This is a genomic window from Diaphorobacter sp. B2A2W2, from assembly GCF_056730635.1.
In genome coordinates this window covers 38,322-51,313 of the sequence record NZ_JBWZOR010000002.1, presented here as the reverse complement: position 1 = coordinate 51,313, position 12,992 = coordinate 38,322, and the positions used below count along the sequence as shown (strand labels likewise).

Below are 12,992 nucleotides of genomic sequence, written 5' to 3'. Positions count from 1 at the left end.
CAACAAAATGTGAATTTTGTATACATTAAACCGTATGATCCAGCGCCATTCCTGGACTCTTATTGGTTTTCCCCATGAATGGTTCTTTCTGGCGTTGCCACGCCCTCGTCATTGCAGTCGCCGCCCTGACTGCCGGCTGCGTGACCACCGAGCAATCGCGCACCCTCGAAACTCCGAAGCCCACCGCGTCCGCGCGCGCGTACCAGGGGGTGCGCAGCCCCATTTCCATTGGCAAGTTCGCCAACCGGTCCAACTTCCAACGCGGACTCTTTTCTGATGGTGTGGACCGTCTCGGCGGTCAGGCGCAAACCATTTTGATGACGCACCTGCAGCAAAGCGGACGCTTTAACGTGCTCGACCGCACCAATATGTCGGAAACGCAGCAAGAGGCCGCCCTCCTCAAGCAAGCCCAGACACTCAAGGGGGCGCAGTTCGTCATCACCGGCGATGTCACCGAGTTCGGTCGCAAGGAAGTCGGGGACCGGCAGCTGTTCGGGGTGCTGGGGCGCGGCAAGGAACAGGTGGCCTACGCCAAAGTCAGCCTGAACGTGGTGCGCGTACAGACCGGTGAAGTCGTCTTTGCGGCCCAGGGGGCCGGCGAATACAGCCTGTCCAGCCGCGAGGTTGTAGGTTTTGGCAGCCGCGCAGGGTATGACTCCACCCTGAACGGCAAAGTGCTTGACCTGGCCATCCGCGAAGCCGTGGACAAGCTCGTGAGCGGTGTCGAATCTGGCGCATGGGTGCCCGCACAATGAGCCGCCACACCACCACCCGCTTGGCGCTTTCCATCGCAGCTGCGTTGGTCATGGCGGGCTGCGCCACCACATCCCATCAGCCCCTGTACGGCTGGGATGGCTATCAGCCTCAGGTGTACGAATACCTCAAAAGCAGCGGCAATGCCGATGCTGAACAGCAAGTGGCCAAGCTGGAAGAAGCGCAGCAAAAAATAGAGCAACGCGGCCAAGCCTTGCCCCCTGGCTATCGCGCCCATATGGGCATGCTGTACGCCAAGGCAGGGCAGGACGAAAAAAGCGTCGCGGCCCTTACCGCGGAAAAGACCACCTTCCCCGAATCGGCGTCTTTCATGGACTTCCTTTTGCGCACACTCACCGGAAAGGCCCCCCAATGATTTCCCGTATTGGCGTTCGCACTGCCGTGGCAGCCGGCGCCGCCGCCATCCTGCTTTTGAGTGGTTGCGCGACGCCTCAGCCCTACGACTATTCGGCATTGCGTCAAGCCAAGCCCCAGTCCATTCTGGTGCTGCCTCCATTGAACCAGACGCCCGAAGTGACTGCGCCGGCGGGCGTGCTCTCACGCGCCACACTCCCCCTGGCGGAGTCCGGCTACTACGTGCTGCCAGTGGCCGTGACCGAAGAGGCCTTCAGGAACAACGGCATCATTTCGGCCCAAGACGCACAGGAATTGCCCGTGGCCAAGTTGCGGGAAATTTTTGGTGCAGATGCGGCGCTCTACCTGGACGTGCGGCAGTACGGCTCGGTGTACTCCATCGTGAGCAGTGAAACCCGGGTAACGCTGGCCGCCCGACTCATGGATCTGCGCACGGGCGAGCAACTGTGGTCCGGGGAGGCAACAGCCTCGAGTGCAGAAAACAAGAGTTCAAGCGGCGGCTTGGTGGGCATGCTGGTGTCTGCGCTCATTGACCAGATTGTGGAAACCTTGTCAGACCGCAGCGTGCAGATCGCCGAGGTCGCAAACGGCCGACTGCTGTATGCCGGCCGTCCGGGAGGACTATTGCATGGGCCTCGCTCTCCCAAGTACGGAGCAGACAGCAAGCCATGACCACGTAACGTCCTAAGCGGCGTACGGATGGCGAAAGGCGCGGCACAGGCCGCGCTTTTTTTTGTCCCGACTGGGGACGGGACGTACCAATGACGCTATTTTTTAGAGCTTAGAAGCTCTCCCATTCGCCATCCGCATCCGATGCCGCAGGCGTCTTGGCCGGCGCGATCTGGGGGGCGGACACCTTGGCGGCAGCCTTTGTCGGTGTGGGCTTGGCCAGCGTCGCGCGCGCCGGCGTTGCGGCCGGTGTCTTGACCGGGGCGGGCGCTACCGCTGGCGGCGCCACGCGGGCCGGCCTGCGGGGCGCCGCGACGGCGCCATTGCCCACGTTGAACACGGCCACTACCTGCGCCAGGCGCTGCGCCTGTTCATGCATGGCGGCGGCGGCGGCGCTGGACTCTTCCACCAGCGCGGCATTTTGCTGCGTCATCTGGTCCAGGTTCGCCACGGCCTGGTTCACCTGGCCGATGCCGTCGCGCTGCTCGGTGGACGAAGCGGTGATCTCGCCGATCAGGTCGCTCACGCGGCGCACGCTGTGCACGATGTCCTGCATGCTCTGGCCGGCCTGCTCCACCTGGGCCGAGCCCGATTGCACGTTGTCCACGCTGGTGGTGATGAGCTGCTTGATCTCCTTGGCGGCCTCGGCGCTGCGCTGCGCCAGGCTGCGCACTTCGCCTGCCACCACGGCAAAGCCGCGGCCCTGCTCGCCCGCGCGTGCGGCTTCCACGGCGGCGTTCAGCGCCAGGATATTGGTCTGGAAGGCAATGCCATCGATCACGCCGATGATGTCGGCGATCTTGCGGCTGGATTCGGTGATCTGCTGCATGCTGGTGACCACCTGGCCCACCACTTCGCCACCACGCTCCGCGGCCTGCGCGGCGTTGGCGGCGAGTTGGTTGGCCTGGCGCGCGGTGTCCGCCGACTGGGTGACGGTGGCGGTGAGCTCTTCCATGCTGGCGGCCGTCTCTTCGAGGTTGGCCGCGGTCTGCTCGGTTCGCGCAGACAGGTCGTGGTTGCCCGTGGCGATCTGGCTGGACGCCGCCGAGACCGATTCCACGCCCGAGCGCACTTCGCCCACCACACCGCGCAGACGTGCTCCCATGGCCGACAGCGAGCGCAGCAGGTGGCCCAGTTCGTCACGACGGTCATCGTGCACGTCTTGCGTCAAGTCGCCACCGGCAATCGCGTCAGCCAGCCCCACGGCCCGCTCCAGTGGATGCGTGATGGAGCCCACGAGCAGATTCGCCAGCACCAGGCCCAAGACCACCACCACCGCGGCGATGCCCGCGCCCATCCACATGGCGCGCTGGCGCAAGGCCTGGGCCTCTTGCTTGGCGGCGTCGCGCTGGCGTTCTTGCAGTTGGACGAAGGCGTCCTGTTCGCCCACGTAGCGCTCCACGGCGGGCAGCAGTTTGCTGTCCACCAGGGTCAGCGTGCGGGCGAAGTCGCCTTCGGCCCGGGCCTTGGTGGCTTCCGCCAGCGCGTCCAGCACCACCTTGCGGGCGGCGGCCACGCGTTCCATCTGGGCCTTGTCCTCCGCAGAGAAGGCCACAGCCTCCACCTGTTTTTGCAGGACGTTGATGGCCTCGATCCCCTGCTTGGCTTTCTTCTGCAGGCCCGACGCCAGGGTCTCGTCGGCCGAGGCCAGCGCGCTCACGGACTGGTCCACGGCCAGCGTGGTCAGCCCTTTCCAGCGCAGGGCCAGGCTGATGCGGTCTTCGTTGGCCTGCACGATGCGCGCCGCCTCATCATCGAGCTGGGCGGTGTAGGCCATCAGTCCCGCCAGCAAAAGCAGCATGGAGACCAGCAGCCCCAGGACGAGGCCCCACAGTTTGCGGGCGACGGGCAAATGGTTGAAGTTCATGTTCTACGCAATCAGGGGCGTCGTGGCGCCATAGCGGTGGAAGGAGGCACACGGGCGCAACAACCCGGCAGCCTGGACAAAAGGGGCTCATATTGTCGCATTTATGCACATTTGATTACAAATATTCGTCGCTGCCTGCAGCCCGACCCGTTTGTCACTGTGTTGTAACCACCACGACAACATGCCCTGCGGGCTCCCCCTAAAATGAAATCGTGTCCATCCTCCTCAATGCCGACCTTCACTGCCACTCCGTGGTGTCTGACGGCACCCTCACCCCCGAAGCGCTGGCAGCCCGTGCGCATGCCAACGGTGTAGCGCTGTGGGCGCTGACGGATCATGACGAGATCGGCGGCCAGCACCGCGCCGCCGCCGCCGCGCACGCGCTGGGCATGGACTACCTCACGGGCACGGAGATCTCGGTCACCTTCGCCGACACCACGGTGCATATCGTGGGACTGGGGTTCGACCCGGACAATGCACAACTCGCCCAGGGCCTCGCGGCCACGCGCGGCGGGCGCGGCGAACGGGCACAGGAGATGGCGCAGCAACTCGCGCACGTGGGTATCCGCGGCGCATTCGAAGGGGCGTTGCGCTACGCGGGCAACCCCGAACTGGTCTCGCGCACGCACTTTGCCCGCTTCCTCGTGGAGACCGGCGTGTGCCACGACACCTCCGAAGTGTTCCGGCGCTTTCTCACCGAGGGCAACCCCGGCTACGTACCCCACCGCTGGGCCACGCTGGGCAATGCGGTGCGCTGGATCCGCGAGGCCGGCGGCATGGCCGTGATCGCCCATCCTGCACGCTACCGATTCACGGCGAATGAGGAATACGCCTTGTTTTCCGAGTTCAAGCAGCACGGCGGCCAGGGCGTGGAAGTGGTGACCGGCAGCCATACGCCATCCGAATATCCCGTGTACGCCGCCATGGCGCAGGAGTTCGGCATGGCCGCCTCGCGCGGCAGCGACTTCCACAGCCCGAACGAATCACACACCGATCTGGGCGCCCTGCCGGATTTGCCAGGTCAGCTCACCCCCGTGTGGGAGCTGTTGTCCGATCGCATCCTGCGCGCCCCCCGCGCCACTGCCGGCTGACCGCCGCGCCCCTCCATGGCCCAATATTTCGAGATCTACGCCGACAACCCGCAGCCGCGCCTGCTCAAGCAGGCCGCCACGCTGCTGTCGAGCGGCGGCATCCTGGCCGTGCCCACCGACTCCAGCTACGCGCTGGTCTGCCGCCTGGACGACAAGGACGCCGTGGACCGGATTCGTCGTATTCGGCAGATCAACGACAAGCACCACCTCACGCTGCTATGCCGCGACCTGTCGGAGCTGGCCAATTACGCGCATGTGGACAACCGCCAATATCGCCTACTGAAGTTGGCCACGCCGGGGCCTTACACCTTCATCCTGGACGCCACCAAGGAAGTGCCACGCCGCGTGAGCCATCCGCAGCGCAAGACCATCGGCCTGCGCGTGCCCGACCGCAAGGGCCTGCAGATGCTGCTGGAGCTGCACGGCGCGCCGCTGCTGGCCACAACACTGATCCCGGCGGGCGAAAGCGAGCCGCTGAACGACCCGCAGGAGATCCGCGAGCGCTTTGAAAAGCAGCTCGATGGCATCCTCGACGCGGGCGGCTGCCCGCTGGAGCCCACTACGGTACTGGACCTCACGCCCATGAATACCGGCGGCGACCCCATCGTGGTGCGCGAAGGTGGCGGCAGCCTGGCCAAGCTGGGGCTTTAAGGGCGCGCGCCCGGGCTTGGTGCGTGCCACAGCGGCGAAATACGCCGACGGAAGAATCAGAACGTTTAAGGCCTCTAGCGCCCATCCAGCAAGCGCCAATAGCTACCAAAATAGTAGCAATCAGTCACACCACCACCAGCCGGCGCAGCCATTGCAGCAGCACCTGCGGCAGTTCCTCGGGCCGGGGCAGCAGCGCGTAGTGATGTGCACCGAACACCGTGGGCAGATAGCGGGCCGCCTGGCGATCGATGGTCAGGCAGAACGGCGCGATGCCCTGCAGCCGCGCCTCGGTCACGGCCTGACGCATGTCCTCCAGTCCATAGCGGCCTTCATAGGCATCGATGTCGTTGGGCTTGCCATCGGACAGCAGCAACAGCAGGCGGTGCGCGGCGGGCTGGCGCATCAGCGTGCTGGTGGCGTGGCGCAGCGCGGCGCCGGCGCGCGTGTAGTGCTCGGGCTCCAGACCGGCGATGCGCAGCGCAGCGTCCCGCCCGTAGGGCTGGTCAAAACGCTTGACGTTGCGTACCACCACCCCCTGCGGCCCTTCACCGGAGAATGCCTGCACCGCAAACGGCGCGCCCATGCCGTCCAGCGCCATGCTCACCAGCAGCAGCGCCTCACGCGCTACGTCAACCACGCGCCGGCCCGGCGCCACCCAGGCGTCGGTGGAGCCGCTCACATCCATGAGCACCAGCACCGCCAGGTCGCGGTGCAGGCGGCGCTCGCTGCGGTACAGGCGCTGGGGCAGCGGCAGGCCCGCGGCAAAGTCTGCGCGCGCCTCGATGCAAGCCTCCAGGTCGATCTCGTCGCCGTCGAGCTGGCGGCGCACGGCCACGCGGCGGCTGCGCAATAGCTCGAACCGCCTGCGCACGGCGTGCAGCATGGCCCGGCGCTCATGCAGCGTGGCTTCCAACCAATCGGGCGCGCCCGGGGCTGCGTCGTGCACCCACACGGCGGCGCCAGGGCGGCGGTAGCTGCCGCTGGCGCCGTCCCACTCGGGGTAGTACAGAACGTCGACGCCCGGCGCGGCGGCCGCACCACCGCCCGCCCGCGCCTGGCGCGCCAGATGCTCCGGCGGGTCATCGGACAGCAGCACCTCCTTCGGACGGCCGGGCGTGGCCACGAGGCGCGCCTCGGGCAGTTCGGACAGCGCATCGGCGAACTCCTCGGCCGCCGTGCTGGCGTCGCGGTCGCTCGGGCGCTGCATGCCCATGGGGTCCGCGGCCTGCTCGTGCGGCTGGGCGGTCTGCACCATCCATGCACCGGGACCGTTCGCATCGTCCTCATCGGGAAGCGACTGGCGCACCTGCGGACGGCGCGCCAGACGGGCAGCATGGGTCGTCCCAGAGGCATCCTCTGCGCCGTCCGCCGTGGCGTGCGCAGGCGCGGGCGTAGCCGGCGTACGCAGCTCGCCCAGCCACGCGTCGGCCATGCACCAGCGCTGCTGGCGCGCGGGGGCCGCGGCCGGACGCAGGCGCGAAGCGAGGGCACGTGCATGCGCCAGCACCTGTGGCGCCGGTGCCGGCAGCGGAGGCAGCAGGCCGGGAGGCCCGGCGCCTGCAGGGGGACTGGCTAGCAGGGCGTACGCCAGCGACTCCAGCGGTTGCAGGTGCGGTGGCAGCGCTGCCACAGCCGGGCGCGCAGCCAGCATGGCCTGCCGCAGGCGCGCCAGTGGCGCGGCCATGCCCGGCAGGCGCAGGGCCAGCGCGTGGTCGGCGGCGTGGGCTTCGAGCAGTGCGAACAACGCCCGCTCGAAACCGTCCACCGCCTGGGCAGCGCATGCCGGCGCCCCCCGCACCGCACGCATGCCGTGCATCAGCGCGAGCGTGCGGTAGCGCTCGTCGGCGGGGAGCGCGCCTTCCTTCCCCGCTTGCGCACCGGGTATGTCCGTCAGCGCGGGGGGCAGCCACAGGTTGGCGCCGTCGGTGGCGGGCACGGCGTCGCGCTGGCTGGGGGCCTCTGCACGCTGCATCCAGCGCGAGAGGAAGGTGGGCGGCGCAGGCGGTTGCGCCGCGCGCAGCTGCAGGCGGATGCCCAGCGCGGCGCTTACCAACAGGTCCAGGCGCGGCGCCACATCAGCCAGATGCAGCCGGGGTGGGCCGGCCGGCGGGGGGCGGTGGCGGCGCCACAGCGCCTGGGCATAGATCGTGGCATGTCGCGCCGCGTCGGTGATGACATCCTCGGCCTCGGCCATGGTCAGACGAAGGTGGCGTCGACAAGGTCGCGCATGGCGCCCACCAGCGATGCCTCGTCCGACAGCGGCGCCACGATGGCGTGCAGGCAGGCGCGGCGCAGGTCCACGCCACGCACCGCCAGCTGCGCGGCCGCCACCAGCAGCCGCGTACTGGGCACCTCGGCCAGGCCACGGTCCTGCAGTGCGCGCAGCCGCGTGGCGAGCTGCACCAGTGCGCGCGCCTCGGGCTCGGCAATGCCGCTTTCCTGCGCGACGATGCGCGCCTCTGCCTCGGGCGCGGGAAAGCCGAAGTCCAGTGCCACGAAGCGCTGGCGCGTGCTGGGCTTCAGGTCCTTGAGCATGCGCTGGTAGCCGGGGTTGTACGACACGATGAGCCCGAAGCCGGGCGCGGCCTCGACCACCTCGCCCGTCTTGTCGATGGGCAAGATGCGACGGTGGTCGGTGAGCGGGTGCAACACCACCACCGTGTCCTGCCGTGCCTCCACCACTTCGTCCAGGTAGCACAGCGCGCCCTCGCGCACGGCGCGGGTCAGCGGTCCGTCGTGCCACGCGGTGCCGCTGCCCTGGATGAGGAAGCGGCCGATCAGGTCGCTGGCACTCAGGTCGTCATGGCAGGCGATGGTGATGAGCGGGCGCTTCAGGCGCCAGGCCATGTGCTCTACGAAACGCGTCTTACCGCAGCCTGTGGGCCCCTTGAGCATGACGGCCAGGCCCTGCGCGTGGCACTGCGCGAAGACCTCGATCTCGTCGCCGCTGGGCAGGTAGTAGGGAGGCTCCGGCGCAAGGGAAGTTGCCGGACCGGCCATTCCCGCCCCGCCCCGTGCGTCAAATCGCTGCAGCACGGCGCGTGTCGAGGGGGCGGTCCACCGGATCGCTGGCGCTGACTTCCAGCCGCAGGGGGTGGCGGAAGAAATCGATGATGAACAACGCGACGCCAATCGCGAAGATGGACGCGGTGATGACCAGCATGACAAAGTGCACCTGGATCTTGAGCTGCGCATCCAGGTAGCCCATGCCCATGATGCGCTCCAAGTACACCTGCCCAATGCCCGCGGTGGCGAACGACAGCGTCATGCCGAACATGCCCGCCAGCTGCATCCAGAACGACAGGTAGCCCATGGCGGTGCCTTCCTCGGGCCTGCGTGTGAGGGCCGGCTGCGCATAGCTGATCATGGCCATCACGATCATCGCGTAGGCTCCGTAGAACGCCGCGTGCCCGTGCATGGCGGTAATGAGGGTGCCGTGCGTCCACTTGTTCACGCTGGGAAAAGTGTGGGCCAGGCCCAGCAGGCCGGCACCGAACAGCGTGAACACGGCGCTGCCCACCGTCCAGTGCAGCGCCAGCTTGTTGGGGTGGGCCATGCCCGAGCGGCGCATGGCGAAGTAGGCATACATGGCCATGCCCACCAGGGCCACGGGCTCCAGTGCGCTGAAGAAGCCCCCGATGGGCAGCCAGTACTGCGGCACGCCCACCCAGTAATAGTGGTGCGCCGTACCCAGGATGCCGGCAATGAACACCAGCCCCACGATGACATAGAGCCACTTTTCCATCACCTCGCGGTCGGCACCCGACAGGCGGATCAGCAGGTACGCGAGGAAGCCGCCCTGGATCATCTCCCACACGCCCTCCACCCACAGGTGGATGGTCCACCACCGGTAGAAGATGGCCACGGTGTAGTTGTGAAACTCGAGCAACGCCGGCAGGTACAGCACCGCCGCCAGGCCCAGGCCGCCCAGCAGCACACCCTCCGGTGTCGTGAAACGGCCGGACTTGCGGATCGTCATGCCGACGTTGTAGAGGAACATGAGCATCACGATCACGATCACGATCTTGGAGGGCAGCGGCTGCTCCAGCAGCTTGTTGCCCGTGCCCCAGCGGAACAGGTAGCCCACCACCGTAGCCACACCCATCACCGTCCACAGCACGAGCTGGATGTAGGCCAGCCGTGTGCTGTGCAGTTCGGTGCGCGACTCGTCGGGCACCATCCAGTACGTGGCCCCCATGAAGCCGCACAACACCCAGACGATCAGGATGTTGGTATGGATCATCTTGGTCACGTCGAACGGCAGGATGTACAGCAGCGGATCCGGCCCCAGGTACTTGGTGGCCGACAGCAGGCCGAACACCAGCTGCAGCCCGAACAGGGCCACAGCCACGGCGAAGTACCAGTAGGCGACGGATTGGGACTTGTATCTCATGGCGGACTCCGGCGATGGCTGCGGGCGTGCTTACTTCATGGACATCAGGTAGGCCACGAGCTGGTCAATCTGCTCGGCCGTGAGGTCCTTGGCGTAGGTCGTGGGCATGAAAGAGGTCCCATCAGCCGAGTACATGGGCCCAGGCACCAGGTGCGCACTGGGCGAAACGATGGACTCATGCAAGTAGGCCGCCACATCCTTGGCCTGGCCTTTGTAGTCGGACGAGCCCAGCAGTGCCTCGGTGCGGCCCTTCACACCTGCGAGGGACGGCCCGGCCATATTCACGCCAGGCGCGGTGGAGTGACACGCAGTGCAGGCGGGCGTGGCCGTGCGGAATACCCGCTCGCCCAGGGCAATCGGGTCTTCGTTGCCCGACAGCGGGCGCGCACCGGGGGGGGCAGCGATGCCGCCCCGTTCGATCTTTGCGTCGTCCGCCTGCTGCGCGGCGCTGCGGTCAGCCCCCGGCAGCGTGGAGCCCGTCACAAGGATGGGCCGCGGCGGCCATCCCTGGTTGTCCACGTTGCTGACCCAGTCGAAGAAGGCGATGAGTCCGGCAATGTCCTCGTCGCTCAGGTCTTGCTTGGGCATCAGGCGACGGTGGCGCTGCTCGTCGTAGAACTTGGAAGGATCCTTCAGGTAAGCCTTCAGATAAGCCTCGCCGCGCAGCTTGGTGATCTTGGTCAGATCGGGCGCGTAGTAGGCGCCTTCGCCAAAGATGGTGTGGCAGTTGATGCAGTTGTTCTTGTGCCAGACATCCTTGCCGTGCACGACCGCCGGAGTAATGGACTCGGCATTGGTCAGCGCATCGAACTTGCGGTGGCTGTCAAAAGTGAGGAGGAGGAACACCGCCGCCGAGATGCCCGTGGCGACGATGGCGAAAAGACGCGTCTGGCGCTTGTTCATGGGGCCCTCCCTTTCACACGCCGATGCCAGACCAGTACATGACGGCCATGGTGCCGGCGTAGACCATGGCCACGACCATCAGCAGCACCACGACGAGCGCAAACACCTTCACAGGCAGATACCAGGCATGCATGGGGTGGCCTCCTCTAGCTTGTTGTTTGGGCCGGCGCGCCGTGGGAGCGCGCGCCACTGCCGTGCATGGTGACGGCCTGTCCAACATGCGGCTGTCGGACAACTGCCCGTGCGCTGTCAGACAGGAAGCCACGGCGCGCATGGGCGACAATCGGCGGGTGCCCATGACCGACCTTATCCAGACCGTCCTCATCTACGCCCTGCCGGTGCTGTTTGCCATCACCGTGCACGAAGCCGCGCACGGCTATGCCGCCCGGCACTTTGGCGACAACACCGCGCTGATGATGGGCCGTATCACGCTCAACCCCCTCAAGCACATCGACCCGGTGGGCACCGTGCTCATGCCGCTGCTGCTGTATTTCGCCACCTCGGGGGCGTTTCTGTTTGGCTATGCCAAGCCCGTGCCGGTGAACTTCAGCCAACTGCGCCATCCCAAGCGCGACATGATCTGGGTGGCGCTGGCGGGTCCCGCATCCAACTTCATCCAGGCCATCGGCTGGGCGCTGCTGCTGGTCGCGCTGGTCGCCACCGGCACTCAGGAGCGCTTCTTCCTGGAGATGGCGCGCGCCGGCATTGCCGTCAACCTCGTGATGTGGGCGTTCAACCTGTTTCCGCTGCCACCCCTGGACGGGGGGCGCATCCTCGTCGGCCTGCTGCCGTGGAAGCAAGCCCATTTGCTCTCGCGCATCGAGCCCTACGGCTTCTTCATCGTGCTCGCACTGGTGGTGGCGGGCATCGTGGGCGCGCTGTGGCTGCGTCCGCTGATGGCGTTGGGCTACAGCGCCATCAACCTCTTGCTGTCGCCACTGGTCGCGCTGCTGCGCTGACCGGCTCCTTCTCTGACTCCCCTCATGCCAAAGACCATCCGCTTCCTCACCGGCATCACCCCCTCGGGCACGCCGCACCTGGGCAACTTCGTGGGCTCCATCCGCCCCTCCGTGGCCGCCAGCCGTAACGCAGGCGTAGAGAGTTTTTACTTCCTGGCCGATTACCACGCCCTCATCAAGTGCCAGGAGCCCGAGCGCGTGCACCGCTCCACGCTGGAGATCGCCGCCAGTTGGCTCGCCGCCGGACTGGACCCACAACAGGTCACCTTCTACCGCCAATCCGACATCCCCGAAATTCCCGAACTGCACTGGTTGCTGACCTGCGTGACCGGCAAGGGGTTGCTCAACCGCGCCCACGCCTACAAGGCCGCACAGGACAAGAACCAGGAAGCCGGCCGCGACTTGGACGACGGCGTGAGCGCAGGGCTGTTCATGTACCCCGTGCTGATGGCGGCCGACATCCTGATGTTCAACGCCCACAAGGTGCCCGTGGGCCGCGACCAGATCCAGCACATCGAGATGGCCCGCGACATGGCGGCCAGCTTCAACCACCTCTACGGCGAACACTTCACGCTGCCCGAGGCGGCCGTCGAGGACAACGTGGCGCTGCTGCTGGGCCTGGATGGGCGCAAGATGAGCAAGAGCTACGACAACACCATTCCGCTGTTCTCGACGCGCGAGCAGTTGAGGAAGCTCATCGGCTCCATCGTCACCGACTCGCGCGCCCCTGGCGAGCCCAAGCAGGTGGAGGGCTCGGCTCTGTTCCAGATCTACCAGGCCTTCGCCACCCCCGAAGAGACCGCCGCCATGCGGCGCGCCTATGCGGACGGCATCGCCTGGGGCGACGCCAAGCAGATGCTGTTCGAGCGGATCGACCGCGAAATCGCGCCCATGCGCGCGCGCTATGACGATCTGATGGCCCATCCCGAGAAGGTGGAGGCCGCCCTGCAAATCGGCGCCAAGCGCGCCCGCGCCATCGCCGCCCCCTTCCTGCAGCGCCTGCGCGCCGCCGTAGGCCTGCGCAGCCTGAGCGCCGTCGCACACCCCGCACCGGCCACACAGAAGACCAGCAAGGCCGGCCTGCCCGCTTTCAAGCAATACCGCGAGGCCGACGGCAAGTTTTACTTCAAGCTGGTGGCTGCCGACGGCCGCTTGCTGCTGCAAAGCACGGGTTTCGACGCCCCGCGCGACGCCGGCCAGTCCATCGCTCGGCTGCAAAAGGAAGCCGGCGCACTGCAGGCCCTGGCCCCCCTGTTGACGCCGGTGGACGGCGTGCCAGCATCAGAGGTGGAGGCGGCGCTGCTGGCTCTGGCAGCCGCGCAGGAATGAAT

General features: G+C 66.9%; 12 protein-coding genes. 7 read left to right on the top strand and 5 right to left on the bottom strand.

The window, feature by feature from the left end; all coding sequences use genetic code 11:
• Positions 1-74 precede the first annotated feature (74 nt).
• The 3 genes from AC1PPL_RS03490 to AC1PPL_RS03480 are packed head-to-tail and all read left to right on the top strand — an operon-like array spanning position 75 to position 1,800.
• Complete coding sequence (locus AC1PPL_RS03490) at positions 75-755, top strand: CsgG/HfaB family protein (protein WP_479972658.1); 681 nt, start codon at positions 75-77, stop codon at positions 753-755.
• Positions 752-1,129: a DUF4810 domain-containing protein gene (locus AC1PPL_RS03485; RefSeq protein WP_479972657.1), complete on the top strand. Its 378-nt coding sequence runs from the start codon at positions 752-754 to the stop codon at positions 1,127-1,129. Before AC1PPL_RS03490 ends, AC1PPL_RS03485 begins: the two co-directional genes overlap by 4 nt.
• Positions 1,126-1,800, top strand: coding sequence for a DUF799 domain-containing protein (locus AC1PPL_RS03480; protein WP_479972656.1), 675 nt, complete (start codon positions 1,126-1,128; stop codon positions 1,798-1,800). The genes AC1PPL_RS03485 and AC1PPL_RS03480 overlap by 4 nt, the downstream gene beginning before the upstream one ends.
• A 109-nt stretch (positions 1,801-1,909) precedes the next feature.
• Here the strand turns inward: AC1PPL_RS03480 and AC1PPL_RS03475 are convergent, their stop codons facing one another.
• Positions 1,910-3,664 (bottom strand): methyl-accepting chemotaxis protein, encoded by a 1,755-nt coding sequence (locus AC1PPL_RS03475; protein WP_479972655.1) that lies wholly within the window; start codon positions 3,662-3,664, stop codon positions 1,910-1,912.
• A gap of 212 nt (positions 3,665-3,876) precedes the next feature.
• On the opposite strand from AC1PPL_RS03475, the gene AC1PPL_RS03470 reads away from it, so the two are divergent.
• Together AC1PPL_RS03470 and AC1PPL_RS03465 are read left to right on the top strand one after the other, a co-directional pair.
• Entirely contained in the window at positions 3,877-4,755 is an 879-nt protein-coding gene (locus AC1PPL_RS03470) for a 3',5'-nucleoside bisphosphate phosphatase (protein WP_479972654.1), read from the top strand.
• 15 nt (positions 4,756-4,770) lie between these two features.
• Positions 4,771-5,406, top strand: a complete 636-nt coding sequence (locus AC1PPL_RS03465; protein WP_015914083.1) for an L-threonylcarbamoyladenylate synthase — start codon at positions 4,771-4,773, stop codon at positions 5,404-5,406.
• 124 nt (positions 5,407-5,530) lie between these two features.
• On the opposite strand, the gene AC1PPL_RS03460 is transcribed toward AC1PPL_RS03465, so the two are convergent.
• The 4 genes from AC1PPL_RS03460 to AC1PPL_RS03445 are packed head-to-tail and all read right to left on the bottom strand — an operon-like array spanning position 5,531 to position 10,702.
• On the bottom strand, positions 5,531-7,600 hold the full coding sequence (locus AC1PPL_RS03460; RefSeq protein WP_479972653.1) for a nitric oxide reductase activation protein NorD: 2,070 nt from the start codon (positions 7,598-7,600) through the stop codon (positions 5,531-5,533).
• A gap of 2 nt (positions 7,601-7,602) precedes the next feature.
• Positions 7,603-8,406 carry a CbbQ/NirQ/NorQ/GpvN family protein gene (locus AC1PPL_RS03455; protein ID WP_312564659.1) on the bottom strand — a complete coding sequence of 268 codons (804 nt, stop codon included), beginning with the start codon at positions 8,404-8,406 and terminating at the stop codon, positions 7,603-7,605.
• Positions 8,407-8,425: 19 nt separating this feature from the next.
• The gene (locus tag AC1PPL_RS03450) at positions 8,426-9,799 is read right to left on the bottom strand and encodes a cbb3-type cytochrome c oxidase subunit I (RefSeq protein ID WP_287744555.1); all 1,374 of its coding nucleotides are present in this window, start codon (positions 9,797-9,799) and stop codon (positions 8,426-8,428) included.
• 30 nt (positions 9,800-9,829) lie between these two features.
• Complete coding sequence (locus tag AC1PPL_RS03445; RefSeq protein WP_011806539.1) at positions 9,830-10,702, bottom strand: c-type cytochrome; 873 nt, start codon at positions 10,700-10,702, stop codon at positions 9,830-9,832.
• A 272-nt stretch (positions 10,703-10,974) separates the two neighbouring features.
• Between AC1PPL_RS03445 and AC1PPL_RS03440 the strand changes: the two genes are divergently transcribed.
• Together AC1PPL_RS03440 and AC1PPL_RS03435 are read left to right on the top strand one after the other, a co-directional pair.
• Complete coding sequence (locus AC1PPL_RS03440; protein ID WP_479972652.1) at positions 10,975-11,661, top strand: site-2 protease family protein; 687 nt, start codon at positions 10,975-10,977, stop codon at positions 11,659-11,661.
• A 24-nt stretch (positions 11,662-11,685) separates the two neighbouring features.
• A complete protein-coding gene (locus tag AC1PPL_RS03435) occupies positions 11,686-12,990 on the top strand; it encodes a tryptophan--tRNA ligase (protein WP_479972651.1) in 1,305 nt (434 codons plus the stop codon).
• Positions 12,991-12,992: the final 2 nt, after the last annotated feature.